The sequence below is a fragment of the Ferrovum myxofaciens genome (assembly GCF_013181415.1).
GTDB classification, from domain to species: domain Bacteria; phylum Pseudomonadota; class Gammaproteobacteria; order Burkholderiales; family Ferrovaceae; genus Ferrovum; species Ferrovum myxofaciens.
In genome coordinates, this window is the sequence record NZ_CP053676.1 from 662,763 (window position 1) to 682,312 (window position 19,550).

15 protein-coding genes are annotated in these 19,550 nt (G+C 54.7%); 7 read left to right on the top strand and 8 right to left on the bottom strand.

Features of this window, described 5'->3' with window-relative positions; genetic code table 11:
* The first annotated feature begins 212 nt into the window (after positions 1-212).
* Positions 213-863, top strand: coding sequence for an SAM-dependent methyltransferase (locus HO274_RS03255; protein ID WP_273121472.1), 651 nt, complete (start codon positions 213-215; stop codon positions 861-863).
* 28 nt (positions 864-891) lie between these two features.
* Here HO274_RS03255 and fdxA read toward each other — a convergent pair whose 3' ends face one another.
* A complete protein-coding gene (fdxA, locus tag HO274_RS03260) occupies positions 892-1,224 on the bottom strand; it encodes a ferredoxin FdxA (protein WP_031598153.1) in 333 nt (110 codons plus the stop codon).
* 189 nt (positions 1,225-1,413) lie between these two features.
* Between fdxA and trxA the strand changes: the two genes are divergently transcribed.
* The 6 genes from trxA (at position 1,414) to HO274_RS03290 (ending at position 9,931) form a co-directional block, all read left to right on the top strand.
* Positions 1,414-1,737, top strand: a complete 324-nt coding sequence (gene trxA, locus HO274_RS03265; RefSeq protein WP_031598154.1) for a thioredoxin TrxA — start codon at positions 1,414-1,416, stop codon at positions 1,735-1,737.
* Positions 1,738-1,882: 145 nt separating this feature from the next.
* Positions 1,883-3,142 (top strand): transcription termination factor Rho, encoded by a 1,260-nt coding sequence (rho, locus tag HO274_RS03270; protein WP_031598156.1) that lies wholly within the window; start codon positions 1,883-1,885, stop codon positions 3,140-3,142.
* A gap of 89 nt (positions 3,143-3,231) precedes the next feature.
* Entirely contained in the window at positions 3,232-3,438 is a 207-nt protein-coding gene (gene rpmE, locus HO274_RS03275; protein WP_031598158.1) for a 50S ribosomal protein L31, read from the top strand.
* Positions 3,439-3,495: 57 nt separating this feature from the next.
* Positions 3,496-5,160 (top strand): ArnT family glycosyltransferase, encoded by a 1,665-nt coding sequence (locus HO274_RS03280; protein ID WP_273121477.1) that lies wholly within the window; start codon positions 3,496-3,498, stop codon positions 5,158-5,160.
* Positions 5,157-8,918, top strand: coding sequence for an ATP-dependent RNA helicase HrpA (gene hrpA, locus HO274_RS03285; RefSeq protein WP_273121479.1), 3,762 nt, complete (start codon positions 5,157-5,159; stop codon positions 8,916-8,918). The genes HO274_RS03280 and hrpA overlap by 4 nt, the downstream gene beginning before the upstream one ends.
* Positions 8,919-8,983: 65 nt before the next feature.
* Positions 8,984-9,931 carry a serine hydrolase gene (locus tag HO274_RS03290; protein WP_160171563.1) on the top strand — a complete coding sequence of 316 codons (948 nt, stop codon included), beginning with the start codon at positions 8,984-8,986 and terminating at the stop codon, positions 9,929-9,931.
* A gap of 60 nt (positions 9,932-9,991) precedes the next feature.
* Here the strand turns inward: HO274_RS03290 and HO274_RS03295 are convergent, their stop codons facing one another.
* The 7 genes from HO274_RS03295 to HO274_RS03325 form a co-directional block, all read right to left on the bottom strand.
* The gene (locus HO274_RS03295) at positions 9,992-11,713 is read right to left on the bottom strand and encodes an ABCB family ABC transporter ATP-binding protein/permease (protein WP_082783181.1); all 1,722 of its coding nucleotides are present in this window, start codon (positions 11,711-11,713) and stop codon (positions 9,992-9,994) included.
* Positions 11,714-11,790: 77 nt separating this feature from the next.
* Entirely contained in the window at positions 11,791-12,741 is a 951-nt protein-coding gene (truB, locus tag HO274_RS03300; RefSeq protein ID WP_273121482.1) for a tRNA pseudouridine(55) synthase TruB, read from the bottom strand.
* Complete coding sequence (gene rbfA / locus HO274_RS03305) at positions 12,719-13,087, bottom strand: 30S ribosome-binding factor RbfA (RefSeq protein WP_031598171.1); 369 nt, start codon at positions 13,085-13,087, stop codon at positions 12,719-12,721. Before rbfA ends, truB begins: the two co-directional genes overlap by 23 nt.
* 7 nt (positions 13,088-13,094) lie before the next feature.
* Positions 13,095-15,953 carry a translation initiation factor IF-2 gene (gene infB, locus HO274_RS03310; RefSeq protein WP_273121485.1) on the bottom strand — a complete coding sequence of 953 codons (2,859 nt, stop codon included), beginning with the start codon at positions 15,951-15,953 and terminating at the stop codon, positions 13,095-13,097.
* A gap of 16 nt (positions 15,954-15,969) precedes the next feature.
* A complete protein-coding gene (gene nusA / locus HO274_RS03315; RefSeq protein WP_031598175.1) occupies positions 15,970-17,445 on the bottom strand; it encodes a transcription termination factor NusA in 1,476 nt (491 codons plus the stop codon).
* A 14-nt stretch (positions 17,446-17,459) separates the two neighbouring features.
* Positions 17,460-17,885 (bottom strand): ribosome maturation factor RimP, encoded by a 426-nt coding sequence (gene rimP, locus HO274_RS03320; RefSeq protein WP_031598177.1) that lies wholly within the window; start codon positions 17,883-17,885, stop codon positions 17,460-17,462.
* Positions 17,886-17,976: 91 nt separating this feature from the next.
* Complete coding sequence (locus HO274_RS03325; RefSeq protein ID WP_082783176.1) at positions 17,977-19,524, bottom strand: M17 family metallopeptidase; 1,548 nt, start codon at positions 19,522-19,524, stop codon at positions 17,977-17,979.
* Positions 19,525-19,550: the final 26 nt, after the last annotated feature.

Here is a 19,550-nt window from a genome sequence, read left to right on the forward strand (position 1 = left end):
CTTCAGATGCTGCTAAAAATGTGCAGGGAAATATAGGAACCCAGTGCATCGCAATAAAACCGAAGGGATTGTTCCAGGTCAGAAATTCGAACCATGAATGATATTCATATAGAATTCTTGAAATCCGGCGATAGAGGACCGAAGAAGCCCGTTATTAGGGAAAATGATGGAGTTCCTTTGAAGAAACCAACTTTTTTAACGAGACCCTGACCATGAACGATGACTTTGTTGCAGAACAAAACAGGATGTGGAGTACCCGCTATGAAGAAGTAGGACAAAATTTTCTGTTTGGCACCGAACCCAATCACTTTCTGGCCAACCAGAAGGAGCGTTTTATCCCAGGCGAAAAAGTCCTGTCCGTAGCCGATGGAGAAGGTCGTAACAGCGTGTGGTTGGCCAGCCAGGGACTACAGGTCAGTGCTGTGGAAATTTCTGCCGTCGCAGTGGAAAAAGCACGTCGATTGGCAAAAATGCGCGGGGTGACCGTGGATTTTTGTTGTGGTGACATGCTGACGGAGGAGTGGCGAACCCCTCAGACCCCTGCCCTGTTCGATTGGGTAGTGGGAATTTTCATCCAGTTTGCTCCTCCGGTCTTGCGTCAGCGCCAGTTTGAACAAATTCGCACACTGCTGAAACCGGGAGGACAGATACTGTTGCAGGGGTATACTCCCAAGCAACTGGAATATAAAACCGGGGGACCTTCTGCCGTAGAAAACCTCTATACGGAAGAAATCTTGCGCCAAGCATGGAAGGATTACACCATCGAATATCTGGAAACGTATGAAGACACCCTCAGTGAAGGCTCAGGACACCATGGCCCTTCGGCGCTCATCGGCATGATCGCACGCAAGCCCGAGCAGTAATCAAAACGAGCCTTTCGGACGAGGTGGGTCACCCTCGGTCGAGCAGATGTGCTTTGGGCATCACCCCTTTCCACTCATCCGCATCGACTGGGGCTTCCTTACGCTCGATGATGGGTTTCCAGCGCTCGTTCTTGGCCAGTTCCGCATTGATGGCGATGAAAGCGCGCTGGTTTTCAGGAACGTCATCCTCAGCAAAGATGGCTTCGGCAGGACATTCAGCCACGCAAAGGGTACAGTCGATGCACTCGTCCGGGTCGATCACGAGAAAATTCGGCCCCTCCCGAAAACAATCCACCGGGCAGACATCCACACAATCCGTATATTTGCAGCGTATGCAGGATTCGGTCACTACATAAGTCATAGAGTCTCCTTGGTTAGAATGATCCACCGACGAAAAGAATGTGATTTTAACTGATCTGTTCAAGAACCGGTAAGGTTGGTTTTGCGTTTCGCCGAATTTTGGTTTAGGATATCTTCACGGATCTCCCAATGATTTTTGGTCGTTCTTGACGTTGTAAAAATTTTCATCCCAATCTGGTTGAGGTTTTCCATGAGTAATGTGCATCATGTCACCGACCGTTCCTTCGAACAGGACGTTCTGCAGTCTCCCATTCCCGTATTACTGGACTTTTGGGCTGAATGGTGTGGTCCCTGCAAATTGATAGGCCCCATACTGGAAGAAGCCGCGAAAGATTATGGCGAACGGGTCAAGGTCGCCAAACTGAATGTGGACGACAACCCGGAAACGGCACGAAAGTACAGCGTGCGGGGTATTCCTACCCTGTTGCTGTTCAAGAATGGAAGCGTAGAAGGCACCAAGGTCGGTGCACTCTCCAAGTCACAATTGAACGCATTCATTGACAGTCACCTCTAAACGCGTTACTCTGCGCCCCTGAGATCACTCAGGTGGCGCACGTGTATAATGCTCCACCACCCTCACCAAACTCGCTCTGTACCTCGCTCCTGCGGGGCCCCCAGTGCACATCCACCGAATCATTTCCCTTTCTGATACCTGATCCATGCACCTTTCTGATCTTAAAACCCACCATGTCACCGAATTGGTGGACATGGCTACCAAATTCGAAATTGAAGGCGCCAATCGTATGCGCAAGCAGGAGTTGATTTTTGCCCTGCTCAAGAACCAAGCCAAACGAGGCGAAAGCATTTACGGAGAAGGCACACTGGAGGTCCTTCAGGACGGCTTCGGCTTCCTTCGTTCGCCAGAAACCTCCTACCTGTCCAGTCCGGATGATATCTATATCAGCCCCTCCCAGATCCGCCGCTTCAACCTGCATACAGGGGACAGCATTCAAGGAGAAATCCGAATACCCAAGGAAGGGGAACGTTACTTTGCATTGGTCAAGGTCGATTCGGTGAATGGCGAACTTCCGGAAAATGCCAAGAACAAAATCCTATTCGAGAACTTGACGCCTCTCTTTCCCACTCAGCCCATGACCTTGGAACGGGACATCCGTGCCGAAGAAAATATTACGGGGCGTGTCATCGATATCGTCGCCCCCATCGGCAAGGGACAACGGGGCTTGCTGGTGGCCAGTCCCAAGAGTGGAAAAACAGTGATGCTCCAACATATCGCTCATTCCATCTCGGCCAACAATCCCGATGCTACCCTGATTGTATTGCTGATCGACGAGCGCCCCGAGGAAGTCACGGAAATGCAACGCTCGGTGCGAGGTGAAGTAGTTTCATCCACTTTCGACGAACCCGCTACCCGCCATGTCCAGGTTGCCGAAATGGTGATCGAAAAAGCCAAGCGCCTGGTGGAACATAAGCGCGATGTCGTCATCCTGCTCGATTCCATCACCCGTCTGGCCCGTGCTTACAACACGGTGGTTCCTTCCTCAGGCAAGGTACTGACGGGTGGTGTGGATGCCAACGCCCTGCAACGTCCCAAACGTTTCTTCGGCGCGGCACGCAATATCGAAGAAGGAGGGTCGCTGACCATCATAGCCACCGCCTTGGTCGATACCGGATCCCGCATGGACGACGTGATCTACGAAGAGTTCAAGGGCACGGGAAACATGGAAATCCATCTTGACCGACGCATGGCAGAAAAACGCATTTACCCGGCACTCAACGTGAACCGTTCGGGAACCCGACGAGAAGAGTTGCTCATCAAGCAAGACGTCTTGCAAAAGATCTGGGTACTGCGCAAACTGCTTTATCCCATGGATGAAATGGAAGCCATCGAATTCCTGCTCGACAAGATCAAAGCCACCAAGAATAATGCCGACTTCTTCGACTCCATGCGGCGCGGTTAACCGCCCGCCAATGACTTGCATAGAATCTAGTTTTGGTGCATAATTTCGGGTTTGGTGCCGTATACCCCGGCTCACGTACAGGAACGCTCATGAAAGCTGATATTCACCCCGCCTACAATGACCTCACCGTAACCTGCAGTTGCGGTAACTCTTTCATCACCCGCTCCACGATGGGCAAGCCAGCCCTTTCCGTGGAAGTCTGCTCAGCCTGTCATCCCTTCTATACCGGTAAACAGAAAATCGTGGATACTGCCGGTCGGGTCGAGAAATTCCGTCAAAAATACGCCCGCAAGTAATCCATCCCCCCAAGCCTCATCATTGAGACTTGGGGGTGGAAATGCAAAGGGATCACTGTGGCTTCCGGATCGTTAATCGATAAAACCCTCAATTTCGACGGGACCGCCACACCTCTAAAGATCGTACTCTTTATTCTCATCTGTCTCGCTTGGCTTCTTCCGGGCCTGACAGGACATACCCCTTGGAAGTACGATGAAGCCGTCAGCCAAGGGATTATCCACGGAATGCTGCGTGGAGGATCCTGGTTATCTCCTACCCTGGCGGGTGAACCCTACCTTGCGCACCCTCCCCTGTACTATTGGCTGGGGGCGATTCTGGTACGCTTTTCCTTCCATCTCGTGCCTCCTCACGATTCAGCACGTCTGGCCAGTGGATTGTTCATGGTGGGAACCTTTGCGGGGATTGCCCTGGCCGCCCGTCATCTCTACGGTCCCAGAACCCTTCGATTAGCCATCCTGATCTTCATCGGAAGCGTGGGGTTGGTCATCCGCGCCCATGAAATGAGTACAGATTTGTCCTGGTTGACGGGTGTTTCATGGGTCGTGGCCGCTCTTCCCATGGGACGGACTCAAACCGTCCGGGGGGGGTTGATGGGGGGAATCGGATTCGGCATGGCGTTTTTATCCCAGGGCACATTGGCGTTCCCCTTGCTCTTGCCCCTGTTGATTCTAGCCCCCGCTCTGATTCATGAATTTCGTCCTCCTCAGGCAGGACGTTTTACACTTTTCTGGGCCATAGGAGCCATTCCCTTTCTGGTCATCTGGCCTACCCTTCTGGCGCTTGATCATCCCGCCACCTATGTTCTCTGGAAACCCCTGTTGTTCGGCCCCTTCCTGCATCCAGAGACATGGCTGGTCGCCGATGCTTCCCCCCTATACTATCTGGTCGTTTCCAGTTGGTTTGCCTGGCCAGCAGCCCCTTTGGCTCTGGGGGTACTATGGACCGGAGGAAAACGAACCTGGGAAAAACCTCAGACCCGTTTTCTGTTGCTGATGTTGGGGCTCTGGCTACTTGTTCTGGGTTTATGCACTTCTCCCCGTGAAGGCAATGCCCTTCCCCTCCTCCTTCCTTTTACCTTGCTGGCGACAGGTGGACTGGACGGATTGCGACGGGGAGCCACCAGCGCACTGGATTGGTTCGGCATGCTGACTTTCGGGCTTCTGACCACCTTGCTGTGGTTGGGCTGGATTGCCCAGATGACGGGTTGGCCTGTTGGCATCATACATTACCTAGATGCCCAACTTCCTGACTTTCACACGCATTTCCAGGCACTGCCCTTTGCTTTCTCCCTATTTCTGACGTTACTTTGGGCCTTCACTATTTTTCATTCCCATCCTTCTCCTCGACGCGCACTGATCAACTGGTCGGTGGGCATGACGGTTTCCTGGATGCTGGTCATGTCCCTCTGGTTGCCCTATGTGGAAGCTTCACGCAGTTATGAGGGCGTCATGCTTTCCCTGGGAAAAGCACTGCCCCACTCCCATGGCTGCATCATGAGTACAGGACTGGGCGAACCCCAGCGCGGATTGCTGGACGATACCCTCGACCTTCATACTGAACGGCGCGAACTGGATCCTAGTGTCCAGTGTTCCCTATGGCTGGTGCAATCCAATGGGCAGAATGCCTTTTTGGTGCCCAAAGGTTGGCACCTGCGCTGGAGTGCAGAACGTCCTGGGGACCGGAATGAACGATTCCTCCTCCTGACCCGCTCGGCCCGATGAGGTACAAACCCTTTTCTCCCGCCGTTCAAGCCCGGCGTCGGGAGACCTTGCCGCGTCCATCATTGACCAGCGATCTGCCGGTGCTGGCGGCACGGGAAGAAATACTGTCCACCGTGTCTCGCTATCCCGTCACCATTATCTGTGGAGAAACCGGATCGGGGAAAACCACTCAACTCCCCCAACTCTGCCTGCTTCTTGAGCGGGGGGTGGGGGGGCTGATCGGATGCACGCAGCCACGCCGTGTAGCGGCGCGCAGCGTAGCACAACGACTTGCCCAGGAACTGGGAACCCGTCTGGGCGAAGCCGTGGGTTATCAGGTTCGTTTCCACGACCAGGTATCGGACCGTTCCTTCATCAAGGTCATGACCGAAGGAATCCTGTTGGCCGAAATCGCCCATGATCCAGAATTTCGTCGCTATGACACCCTGATCCTCGATGAAGTGCATGAGCGTAGTCTCAACATGGACTTTCTGATGGGCTATCTGAAATGTCTGCTCCCCCGTCGCCCCGACCTCAAAGTAATTCTGACCTCCGCCACCCTCGAAGCTGAACGACTGTCGGCCCACTTCGACCAAGCTCCAGTGATCGAGGTCTCAGGGCGAACCTGGCCGGTGGAAATCCGTTGGCGGCCCATCGAGGCACCCACCGAGGAAGAAACCGACGATGATGAAGACCAGAGCCTCCAGGCGTTGCTGAATGCTGTGGACGAGTTGGGAGATCTGCATGCACGGGGGGACATTCTGATTTTTCTGCCGGGAGAACGGGATATCCGACAAACCGCTGAAGCCTTACGTAAACACCATCCACCACATACAGAGATTTTGCCACTCTACGCCCGTCAATCTCAAACCGAGCAAGATCGGGTTTTTCAAGCGGGTACGGGACGACGCATCGTGTTGGCCACCAATGTGGCCGAAACCTCACTGACCGTGCCGGGCATCCATTTTGTCATCGATACGGGATTGGCCCGCGTCAATCGGTACAGTCTGCGCACCAAGGTTACCCAGTTGCGCGTGGAAAAGATCTCCCAGGCTGCAGCCCGCCAACGTGCCGGGCGTTGTGGGCGAGTGGCGGCCGGAATCTGTATTCGGCTGTATGACGAGGTAGACTTTTCTGCCCGCCCGCCCTTCACTACGCCCGAAATTCTTCGTACCTCCCTTGCCAGCGTCATCCTGCGTCTGGCCCACCTGGGCTTGGGCTGTCTGGATACCCTTCCTCTGCTCGACAGTCCTACCCCACGCGCCATCGAAGAAGGTTATCGACTCCTGCATGAACTGGGTGCCATGGACGAAGCCCACGCACTCACCCCGTTGGGCCGTGAACTGGCTCCTCTCCCCCTCGATCCGCGTTTGGGTCGCATGGTTCTCGCCGCTCGTGACCTGGGTTGCCTGCGAGAAATCCTGGTCCTGGTGGCAGCCCTGAGCGTGCAAGATCCGCGCACGCGCCCCTCCGATGATCGCAGTCGAGCCGATGCCCACCATGCCCAATTCCTCCAAGCCGGTTCAGAATTCCTGGCCCTTCTCCAAATCTGGGACAAAGTACAGGAAGCCTTTCGACACCGCAAATCAGGACGCCAACTGGTGCACTTCTGCCAGCGCAATTACCTTTCCCCGGCACGGGTGCGCGAATGGCGCGAATTACACGGTCAACTGGTGGGGTTGATAACTGAACGACAGTGGCTGCCGAACGAAAGCCCTGCCCCGCCAGAAAATGTCCACCGCGCCCTGCTCTGCGGATTACTGGGCCAGATCGGACAATGGGATCGAGAAGCACAGAATTATCTCGGCCCGCGGGGTATTCGTTTTCGGGTCTCCTCTGGTGTGCGGGGCAAGGAACGTCCGCGCTGGGTCATGGCCGCCGAACTGGCAGAAACCGAAGGCATCCAGGCCCGTCTGCTGGCCCCCCTCCAACCGGAATGGATCGAAGCCGCCGCCGGATCACTGGTTCAACGCAGCTATGGCGATCCTTACTGGGACCCCCAGGGCGAGCAGGTCAATGCCTACGAAAAAGTGACACTCTATGGCCTGACTCTGGTGGCCCGTCGCCCTGTACGGTATGGTCCCATCGCGCCCCACGAAGCGCGGCGAGTCTTCATCCAGCATGGCCTCGTCGCGGGTGAATTGAAGACACCGCCTCCTTTTCTGGTGCATAACCTGGCCGCCATGGCCGAAGTACTGGCGTTGGAACATAAGGGGCGGCGCCAGGGTGTTCTAATTCCCGAAGAAGACCTCTGCGCCTTTTATGAAGATTGTTTGCCTCTCGAGGTATGGAGCGCTCAACGTCTGACCCATTGGTTACGCGAACGGACTCCGGGTCACGCAGACCCACTGCTCATGACCCGTGAATTTCTGATGCGCCATGCCGCTGGAGACATTACTGAAATTCAATTTCCTGACCACTTTTCCTGGGGGGGCCAAGACTGGCCTCTGACCTATCGTTTTGAGCCCGGGCATCCCCTCGATGGAGTCACCCTGACCCTGCCTTTGCCCGTACTGTCCCTGTTGGACAATGCTCCGCTGGATTGGTTGGTACCCGGACTGATCCGCGAAAAAATCACCTTTCTCTTAAAAAAACTGCCTGGCACCCTGCGTCGCACTCTGGTGCCCCTGCCGCCTACCGTCACGACTTTTCTGGAGCGTCATGATCCCTCTCGAGGCGCACTTCTTCCCCAACTGAATCAGTTTGTCCGCCAGCGCAGTGGGCAGGCGGTATCCCCCGAGGATTGGGCCACACCCCCAGAACACCTGAAAATGCGTCTGCGCCTGACCGATGAAATGGGCCAGGAAATCGCCAGTGGCCGTGACCTCGACCTGCTGCGGGCTCAATGGAACAACCCGCTCCATCGCACTTTGAGTCCCGAAAAAGACCCGGACTGGGTACAAAAGGGACTGACCCGTTGGGATTTCGAAGAACTTTCCGGCCCACAGACGCTGGTGCGTGCAGGCATCATCCTTACGGTCTATCCCGGTTTGGTGGATCGGGGTCAAACTGTGGACCTGATGGCCTTCGATGATCAGGAAGAAGCACTCACCAGTACCCGTGCGGGAATCCGCCGATTGGCCCATTTGAGCTTGGCTCCGCTACGACTCAAAGGGCAAAATACCCTACCCGACCTCCTACCCCTCCTACCAGAGTTTGCCCGTCTGACTCAAAATGGGGATCCGGTCACGGCAGACACCCTCTTTGAACTGTTGCTGCAGCAGGTGCTGCGCCAATGGTTGCCGGATGAAGGTGTTCCGCCACACACGCGCACCGAGTTCCAGCATCGTCTCCAGTCCCTCAAGGGAAATCTGGGTCAATCCCTGAAAATCCAGGTGGCCTTGTTCCACGATATTTTCACACGGCATCGGAATGTAGTCCAACGTCTGACTCAACTGTCACGCCAACCGGACCTGGCAGGTCCCTTGAAAGAACTGGAGCATCGTCGTCAACGTCTGATGAATTTCACCACGCTGCGCACCACTCCTCCCGCCAAACTGGCCCATTTTCCGCGCTACCTTCACGCCATGGAAATTCGTCTGGAGAAGTTACCCCGCGATCTTGCCGGAGATATCCGCAAGAATACCGATCTGACGCGCCTGGAACGGCGCTGGACAGATACCCTCCAGCGGCGGGGACCCAGTCCGGAGTTGGAAGAGTTTCGCTGGCTGCTGGAAGAGTTGCATTGTGCACTCTTTGCCCAATCACTGAAAACGCCTCACCCCGTTTCCGTACCCCGTCTTGAAAAAATCTGGGAAAAGTTGGGTAAATCAGGATAATCCCCTTGCATTTCAAGGTTTTTTTTTGTATCGTTGAAATGTATCATCTACCTTGGAGTTCACCCATGTTTTTATCCTCTTCTGCTTTGCGCTCTTGGGTCCTCACAGGGTTCATGGCCCTCTTCGTCGCCCATGTTCCATTGGCAGAAGCACAGGTACACCACCACCTGCATCACCACCATCATGGGGCCCCCGTCGATCCAGACCCCCGGCACATAGCACTCCTGTCGGTCACGGCTCTGGTCGTGGATGAACAGACCCAGAAAGTTGTCTATGCCAAAAATCCCGAACCTACCCACCCCATCGCTTCCATCACCAAGTTGATGACGGCACTGGTAGTCATTCAAAATCATCAGAATATGGAAGAAATCCTGACCGTAAGTCAGGAAGATGTGGATACGTTGCGTTACAGTCATTCCCACCTGCGCGTGGGTACTCAGGCGACCCGTCTCGATTTCATGCGCATGGCTTTGGTAGCCTCTGAAAATCGTGCCGCCGCCGCCCTCGCCCGGAACTTTCCTGGGGGCACCGCGGCCTTTGTTCAACAGATGAATCTGCAAGCCCAGAAGTTGGGCATGAAGGATACTCATTTTGAAGATTCCAGTGGACTGAACGGCGCCAATGTCGCTACGGCCCAGGACTTGGCCGTGCTGGTAAGTACTGCCGTCAAAGTCCCCCTGATTCACGAGATCACTACCCGCTCCGAGATTCAGGTTCCCATCGGTCGGGGGGGGCGGTTGGTTACCTTGCACAATACCAATCCCTTGGTCGCTCAGGAAGGCTGGCAAATCGGTCTGTCCAAAACCGGTTTCATCAACGAAGCGGGACAATGTCTGGTGATGCAAGCCACCATCCATCAGCGTCCCACTATCATCGTCCTGCTGGATTCCCGTGGTCATCATGCCCGCTTTTCTGATGCCAATCGGGTACGGCGTTGGTTGGAAGTCCAGGATCAGACCACTTTGGGATTGCTGTCGGCCAAACCCGTTCAAAAATCGGGCGTTGCCCTTTAAATCCGGGTCACTGGTCTGGTGACCTGATGTGTCCAGCCGTTGGTTTTTCTGCTCTGCTTTTTACCCGGATTGAACCTCTTCCGACTGCTGCAGGGCCCATAGTTCCGCATATCGTCCATTCCTGGACAATAATTCGAGATGTGTACCCCGTTCCAGGATGTTCCCCGCTTCCATGACCATGATCTGATCAGCATCGATGATGGTGGATAAACGGTGAGCAATCACCAGAGTGGTATGGTGCCGCGCCATGGAGGATAACTCTTCCTGGATTTCCCGCTCGAAGTGAGAGTCGAGTGCCGAGGTAGCCTCATCGAATACCAGAATACGCGGAGCCTTGAGCAGGGTACGAGCGATTGCGACGCGCTGCTTTTCCCCCCCGGATAATTTGAGACCCCGTTCCCCCACCTGGGTTTCATACCCTTCGGGCAAACTTTCGATAAATGCATGGATATGAGCGGTTTGAGCACAGCGCAGAACGTCCTCGCGGGCAGCGTCAGGTTGTCCATAGGCGATGTTGGCATAGATCGTATCGTTGAACAATACCGTGTCCTGAGGCACGATACCGATCGCGGCACGCAAAGACTGTTGGGTGACCTGGCGGATGTCCTGACCATCGATCAGTATGCGCCCCTGTTGCACATCGTAGAAGCGGAATAAAAGACGAGACAGCGTAGATTTTCCGGCCCCGCTCGACCCAACCACCGCCACTTTATGTCCCGCCGGAATCTCGAAATCCACATGATGCAGAATGGCGCGTCGTTCGTCGTAAGCAAAGTCCACCGCTTCAAAACGAACGACACCGCCCCCAACTTTCAAGGGTTGAGCATCGGGACAGTCACGAATCTCAGTTTCCACCGTCAACAATCGAAACAGGCGATCCATGTCCGCCAAGGACTGCTTGATTTCGCGATACACCACCCCCAGGAAGTTCAGGGGCATGTAGAGTTGCAATAAAAGAGCGTTGATCAACACCAGATCACCCACGGTCAGGCGTCCGGCAGACACCCCTGCCGTTGCCCGCAGCATCAGTGCGACTGCGCCCACCCCGATGATCAGACTTTGAATTCCATTGAGCAAAGCCAGAGAAGTTTGGCTTTTGACCGCTGCCTCTTCCCAGCGAGCCAAGTTCTGATCATAGCGTTGCGCTTCCCAGGCCTCATTCCCGAAATATTTGACCGTTTCATAATTGATCAGACTGTCGATGGCGCGGGCATTGGCTTTGGAATCCAGTTCGTTCATGCGCCGCCGGAAATGGGTGCGCCATTCGGTGATCACCACCGTCAACGCAATATAAATCACCAACGTCACCAAGGTAATCAAGGCAAACCAGATATCGTATTTCCAGGCCAGAATACCCGCCACCATGGCCATTTCCACCAGGGTAGGAAAAATACTAAAAAGGGTGAAACGCAATAAACTCTCAATGCCGCGCGTGCCCCTTTCAATGTCGCGGGACAGCCCCCCTGTGTGGCGTTCCAGATGAAAACGCAGATTCAGGGCATGCAAATGCTGAAACACAGACAGGGCAATGCTTCGAATGGCACGCTGTGTCACCTTGGCAAAGATCCCATCCCGTAACTCATTAAACAGGGTGGTCGAAAAGCGCAATGCCCCATAGGCCAGGACTAAGGCCAGCGGAACCATGAGTACCCCTTTTCCGGGTGCCAGACGATCGATGATCTCTTTGAGCAGCAAGGGTACGCCCACATTGGCCACCTTGGCCAGCACCAGACAGGACAACGCCAAGGCAACCCTTCCCTTGAATGCCAGTAAATACGGCATCAGCCCACGAATGGCACGCCAATCTCCTGCTGCAAACGCATGGGGTACGGAAGATGAAGAGGAGGGGGGATGAGGTCTCACAGGGTACCAGATTCCTGAAAACACAAGGAAGGCAAGTCACCCATCATGCGTAGTGGCACCAAGTTGCTGTGCGTGGCATCCGACTCGGCCAATCCCAAAAATTGATTCTTGGCATAAACCCGATAGAGCGATTCTGGCCAGGGGAAATTCCCCATGACGATCTGCCCCTGACTCAGGGAACGCCCCTGAGTCAGGGGCAGATCGAGGCGTGGCAATCCAGCCAGCAGACTGTCCACTGGTTGAAGACAGGCATCACGCTGGGCTTGAGTCATTCCCTCTAGATTTTCCAGGGTCACCGCTTCGTTCAAGTCAAAGGGACCGGTGGCCGTCCGCCGTAAACCACTCAGGTAGGCACCGCACCCCAGGGCAATACCGATATCCTGGGCCAAGACCCGAATGTAGGTGCCCTTGCTAACCTTGGTCTCGATAACCACCTGATCCTCCTGCCAAGAGAGAAGACGTATCTCATGAACATGAATGGCTCGAGGGGTACGTTCCACTTCCTTACCGGCGCGGGCCAACTGATACAACGTCTGCCCCTGAACCTTGAGGGCCGAATGCATGGGGGGTAACTGGGTTTGAGTGCCCAGAAACCCATCAAGTGTGGCATTCAGGGTCATCTCGTTCCCCAGAAACGGGCGCCCGGGATTCAATACACCTTCTCCATCCCCCGTACTGCTGGTCTGGCCCAAAGTCAGGGTGGCGTGATAAGTCTTTGGTGCATCGAGGATCCACCCTGAATACTTGGTGGCTTCTCCAAAACAAAGAGGGAGCAATCCCGTGGCATGGGGGTCCAGAGTGCCGGTGTGTCCTGCCTTGAGCGCCTGAAAAAGACGGCGCACGCGCTGCAAGGCATGATTGCTCGATAAGCCAAACGGCTTGTCGAACAGAATGACGCCGGTGAGCGCACGCCGCTCCGAGCGTTCAGGATTTTGGGAATGCTTCATCGGCCGCCCGCGCGGCATTGATCAGATTGGTCAGAACGAAGGCCCGATCCGCCGAAGTGTCTGCCAAAAAATGCAACTGAGGCAGGGTATGCAAGGTCAGACGCCGTCCCAGGTGATGACGCAGAAACCCCGCTCCATCGCGCAATGCCTCCAGGGAACGGGCCAATACCTCCTCCCCCTGAAGCGAACTGACATAAACCTTGGCGTGGGCATAATCCCCCGCCACCTCCACCGCTGTGAAGGTAATCATGCCCACGCGCGGGTCCTTGAATTCACGTCGGAGCAAATCAGCTAACTCTTTCTGAATCTGATCGGCCACCCGTATCTGGCGCGGAAAATGTTTCATACCGAACTCACAGACTCCGCACGACTTCTACGATTTCAAAGACTTCCAATTTATCCCCCACCTGAAGATCGTTATAGTTACGCAGGGACAAACCGCATTCAAAGCCTGTTTTGACTTCACGAACATCATCCTTGAAGCGTTTGAGAGAGTCCAGTTCGCCGGTGTGAACCACCACCTGATCCCGCAGCAATCGAACCTGGGCACCCCGCTTGACCACGCCTTCCAGAACATAACATCCAGCCACAGTTCCCACTCGCGAGATACGGAACACTTCGCGAATATCCACCAATCCCAGGATATTTTCCTTTCGGTCAGGCGCCAACATCCCGGAGAGCGCGGCCTTGACTTCGTCCACCACGTTATAAATGATGTCGTAGTACCGCACATCCACCCCCGCCGAAGCGATCAACTTACGCGCCGTCGTGTCCGCACGAGTGTTGAAGCCAATGATCACGGCCTTGGAGGCCAGAGCCAGATTGACGTCCGACTCGGTAATCCCGCCCACCGCCGCATGGACGATATTGACCCGGACTTCTTCGTTGGACAACTTGAGCAAGGATTGGGAAAGTGCTTCGTAGGACCCTTGCACGTCAGATTTAATGATGAGCGACAGGGTCTTGACTTCACCTTCTCCCATCTGCTCAAACATGTTTTCCAACTTCGCGGCCTGCTGACGGGCCAACTTCACGTCACGGAACTTACCCTGACGGAATAGGGCGATTTCTCGCGCTTTACGTTCGTCATTCAGAACCATGACATCTTCACCGGCCACGGGCACTTCGGTCAATCCCTGAATCTCTACGGGAATCGAAGGTCCGGCACTATCCACCGGCTGTCCTGCTTCGTTCAACATGGCCCGTACCCGCCCATATGCCGCCCCGGCCAAAACCATATCCCCACGCCGTAATTGACCAGATTGCACCAGAATTGTCGCCACGGGACCGCGTCCCTTGTCAAGACGAGCTTCGATGACGATCCCTTTGGCGGGGGTGTTGCGAGGAGCCTTCAGTTCCAGAACTTCGGCCTGAAGCAGTACGGATTCGAGCAATTCATCGATTCCCATGCCGGATTTTGCGGAAACAGCAACAAACTGTGCATCACCGCCATACTCCTCGGGAAGCACCCCTTGGGTGACCAACTCATTCTTGATCCGATCGAAATTTGCATCGGGTTTGTCCATTTTGTTAACTGCCACCACCACAGGCACTTGTGCCGCCTTGGTATGGTGGATGGCCTCAATGGTTTGGGGCATGACTCCATCGTCTGCTGCCACCACCAAAATCACGATGTCCGTAACCTTGGCACCCCGAGCCCTCATCGCTGTAAATGCCTCATGCCCTGGGGTATCCAGAAAAGTTACCATGCCGCGCGGTGTTTCCACATGATATGCCCCGATATGCTGGGTAATCCCTCCTGCTTCACCACTGGCCACACGGGTCCGACGAATGTAGTCGAGAAGCGAGGTTTTGCCATGGTCCACATGTCCCATAACGGTGACGACCGGAGCACGGGGTTCAAGGATCGCATCTACATGGACAGTCCCGGTTTCCGCAAGCAGTGCTTCCGGATCATCCAACTTGGCAGGTTTGGCCATGTGACCTAATTCCTGTACCACGATCATGGCCGTTTCCTGATCCAGTATCTGATTGATGGTCACCATCATGCCCATTTTCATCAGCGTCTTGATCACTTCGGCGGCCTTGACAGCCATTTTTTGTGCCAGCACAGCAACAGTGATGGTTTCAGGCACCAGAACTTCATGGATGATGGGCTCAGTGGGCGCCGAAAAAGCATGGGATTGAGAGGAATCCCCCTTATGTCCCTTACCATGCCGACCATGAGGTTCACGCCACCCCGTCCCTCCGGTTTCTCCGCGCGTCTTGAGCGCTCGACGTTTGGCGCCATCATCGGTCCAAGCCGTGGCCGGTTGTTTTTCTGTTTTCTTTGCCGGTTTACGCACACCGCCCGCATCCGTGGTTGCAGCCACCACCGCAGGTCGATGAAGGGTTCCTGTTTTTTCAGAACGGGACGGCTCCACCACCACTGGCTTGATGCTGGCTGCTAAAGCGGCCACTCGGGTGGCCTCGGCCTTTTCTTCGGTCTCCTTGCGGATCCGTACCCGTTCCATTTTATCCAGTGCATCAGCCGCTTGCCTGGAACGCAATTCAGCCTGACGACGTGCTTCCATTTCTCGAATGGCTCGCTGTTCCTCATCGATGGGCGAAATACGGAGCGTCCGTTGTGACAGAGGAGGCTCGGCAGGAGTCGGTACGGAAACAACTTCTTCTTCCGGAGGAACTTCCAAATCAGGAACTGACACCACCGTGTCCACGCCCTGACTCTCTTCTTCTTCTTCTTCTTTTTCTTCTTCCTTCTTATTATCTTCCTCACTCTCCGAAATCAGCGGCAAAGGAAGATCCGTGTCCTGAACTTCAGGCAATTCTGTGACCTGCACTTCTTCGTGCAGTGACGATTCCATCCCGACATCCGATGTCTCTTCCTCGCTCCCCATGACAGGGGGAATGCTTTCAGAAACTTCCAAAACATCTTCTGGCTGATTTTCTGCCACATCCCGTTTGATCAAGACGCGTTTTTTTCGAACTTCCACCTGTATGGTGCGTGCCTTACCCGTCGTATTATCTGCCTTGCGAATTTCGCTGGTTTGACGTCGTGTCAGGGTAATCCGTGTTTTTGGCTCTGCGCGACCATGCTGCTCGCGTAGATGTTCCAGCAAAACGGCCTTATCTCGTTCGGTCAGCGTGTCTTGCGCCGTTTTTTGAATACCCGCCGCTTGTAATTGATCGAGCAACGCCGAGGGCGTCATTTTTAATTCTGTAGCCAGATCCGTCACGGTGGAGTGCGTCATGGTTGATGTCTCCTGATTACTCAAACAGCGGAGCGCGCGCCGCCATGATCAGGGCGCTGGCGCGTTCTTGCGTCAGTCCCGTCAATTCTTCCAGTTCATCCACCGCCAGATCTGCCAGATCCTGCACCGTATGAATTCCCTTTGAAGCCAATAAAACCGCAGTTTCGGGATCCATTCCCGCCATATGTCTCAAATCTTCCACTGCATGTTCAACCTTTTCTTCTGTGGCAATCGCTTCTGTCAGCAAAGCATTGCGCGCCCGGCTCCGCAACTCATTCACTGTATCTTCGTCGAAGGCAGCAATCGCCAGCATCTCCAGTTTAGGTACATAAGCGACTTCCTCCAAACTGGAAAATCCCTCTTGAATCAGAATGTCTGCCACTTCTTCATCCACATCCAGGCGGGCTACAAACAAATTGCGCAAGCGCAGCGTTTCCTCTTTGTCTTTTTCCTGGGCTTGATCTTCGGTCATGATATTGAGAGACCAACCTGTCAATTCCGAAGCCAATCGAACATTCTGTCCATTCCGGCCGATTGCCTGCGCCAGATGATCTTCGTCCACCACCACGTCCATGCTATGGGCCTCTTCATCCACGCGAATAGAATTGACCTCCGCAGGAGCCAGCGCATTGATCACAAACTGAGCGGGGTCTTCCGACCACAAGATGATATCTACGCGTTCTCCTCCCAGTTCTGAAATCACGGCTTGCACCCGTGATCCCCGCATCCCCACACAAGTTCCGATGGGATCGATACGTCGATCCCGAGAATGCACGGCAATCTTGGCGCGGATCCCGGGATCACGAGCCGCCGCCTTGATTTCCAACAACCCTTCTTCGATTTCCGGCACTTCCAGTTCAAACAGTTTGATCAGAAATTCCGGAACCACTCGGGACAGTATCACCTGTGGCCCCCGCCCTCCCCGCTCGACCCGGAGCAAGTAGGCACGCACCCGATCTCCAATACGCAAATTTTCCCGTTGAATCAACTGATCGCGGGGCAACAGAGCTTCAACCCGACCGGATTCCACGATGTAATTCCCACGTTCCTGACGCTTGACCAGACCACTGACCAGATTGTCCTGTCGTTCCAGAAAATCCGCCAGAATCTGTTCCCGTTCCGCATCCCGGATTTTCTGAAAAATCACTTGCTTGGCAGCTTGTGCCCCGATACGCCCAAACTCGATGGGCTCCAAAGAAGTTTCGATGATCTCCCCGGCTTGCGCTTCCGGATTGTTTGCACGGACTTGTGACAGAGGCAATTCCTGGAATTCAGACAGCCATTCCTGATCCTCCACGACGCGCCAGCGCCGATAGGATTGGAAATCACCGGTATGACGATCGATGCTGACCCGCACATCGATATCTTCCTCCCCATGCTTTTTGCGGGTAGCCGACGCCAGAGCCTGTTCCAGTGCCACAAACACGATCTCGGGGGAAACGTTTTTCTCCCGCGCCAACGCATCGACCAACAACAGTACTTCCTTGCTCATTCTGTTCTCTCCACTCACAATTCCGGCACGAGACGGGCACGTTCGATATCCTCGCGCGCCATATCCAACAACCCTGCCGAGGTTGCCAAGGTAAGGGTCTGTTCAGTCACTGCTTCAAGACGCCCCGAAAAATTTCTCTGACCTGCATAAGGAATGCGCAGTTTGACTTTGGCTTCCCGTCCTAAAAACCGTTCGAAATCGGCGGTTTTATTCAACGGTCTGTCCAAGCCGGGGGAGGATACCTCGAGCCGTTCATAGGGTACCTCTTCCACACCGAACAGACGGGTCAATTGATGACTGACCGTAGCACAATCCTCTACACCAATCCCATTGGAATGATCGATGAAAACACGCAACAAACCTCGACCTGCGCGTTCGAGTTCCACAAACTCATAGCCCAGCCCTGTCACGGTTTTTTCCACTAATCCCACGAGATCCATGTTCGTTCGGTAACCTATTCCCTAAAATCACACAAATAAAAAAAGGGCCCGAGGCCCACTGCAGAGACACCACCCTACTCAATCCTAGAGATTATAAAGGATTTTGTATCCACTTGTCCAGAAATTCAACCCCCCAGCGCACCCCGAAGCCCGTCACTTCCGTCGCCACGGCACCCAGCCCCTCAGGATGGAGCGAAGCGGAGAGATCCACATGGACCCAAGGCAACTGTGCCGTGAAGCGCGATAAAAAGCGGGCAGCAAGAATGTGGTCGGCTTCCCCCTCCAAAGTACACTGCTTGAGATCAGCCACCGAACTTTCCAATGCCTCATCATAGTCTTCGTCCTGAGGAAATACCCATACACGCTCACCACTGCTCTTTCCCGCCTCTTCCGCCAGACGGGCAAGTACCTCCGACGTGGTGAACAACCCGCTGTACCGGCTTCCCAATGCGGTATGCATACTCCCGGTTAAAGTAGCAAAGTCCACGATCAAGTCGGGTTTCTGTCGTGCAGCCAAGGTCAGGGTATCCGCCAAAACCATTCGTCCTTCCGCATCGGTATGAACCACTTCCAGGGTAGTTCCCTCCAACGTCGTCACGATTTCGTTCTGGCGATAAGCCCGAGGACCCACGGAATTCTGGGCAATCGCCAACCAGGCGTCTACCACCAGTGGCAACTGCAGGCGGGTGATGGCCTGCATGATCCCAAGGACTACAGCCGAACCATTCATATCCCCATGCATGCCCTGCATGTAACGTGCCGGTTTAAGATTGAGACCACCGGTATCAAAACAGATCCCCTTCCCCACCAGAGCTACCCGATGGGTTGCCTGGGGATGAGACCATGCCAAATGAACAATCGCCGCATCGGCTTCTGCACTGCCTTGTGCCACTGCCAAAAATGCCCCTGCCCCCAAGGTCTGCAAACGTTCCATCCCATATTCTTCCCAGTCCCAATGTTCTTCCAGTGCCCACTGTCGAAGGAATTCGCGATAGTTTGCCGGAGTCAGCCGATTCGGAGGCAGAACCGTCAAGGCCCGCGTCAGGGTATTGGCAAGCGCCAGGGAAACCGGACGCTCAGAAAAATCAGGGGAGGGAGTTGAGCCCAGCAAAAACCACGCTTTTACCCCGCCCCAGGCGTCCCGTTGTGCGGTCGGTAAAGATCGACCATTGAGCGTCAGGGTATAGAGTATCTCTTCCCGCTCGGAAGAGGATTCCTGACCACTGAACCAAACTGCTAGGTGGGTGGGTTTCTCTTCGAGCAAGGGATGGAGAGCCCGCCGAAGCCGGGTATGCCGTTCAAAGTTCTGTGATGCTCCTGCCAACCATACCCAGGAGATAAGGACTCCATCCGGCAACATGGCCACATGGGGTTCAAATCCCTTCTTTTTGTTTTTGCGATGCGCGCAAACTTCTGACTGGGCCCGCCGCTGAAGCAGTGCATTCAAAGTCTCCTGACCCGGACCAGTCCCCCCATCCTCTGGCGCGGCAGGCAATACGACCAGAACATGGAATACGCCCTGTTTCGCCCACTCCACCGGAGTCCATGGGGCCACCGTAAAATGAGGAATTTTGGTCAATCCATTCAATTCAGGGAGGACGGAAAAATCAGCAGTCGGTGAAACGTGAGACAGGGGCATGGCAGGCAACCACAGGATTCTGAATG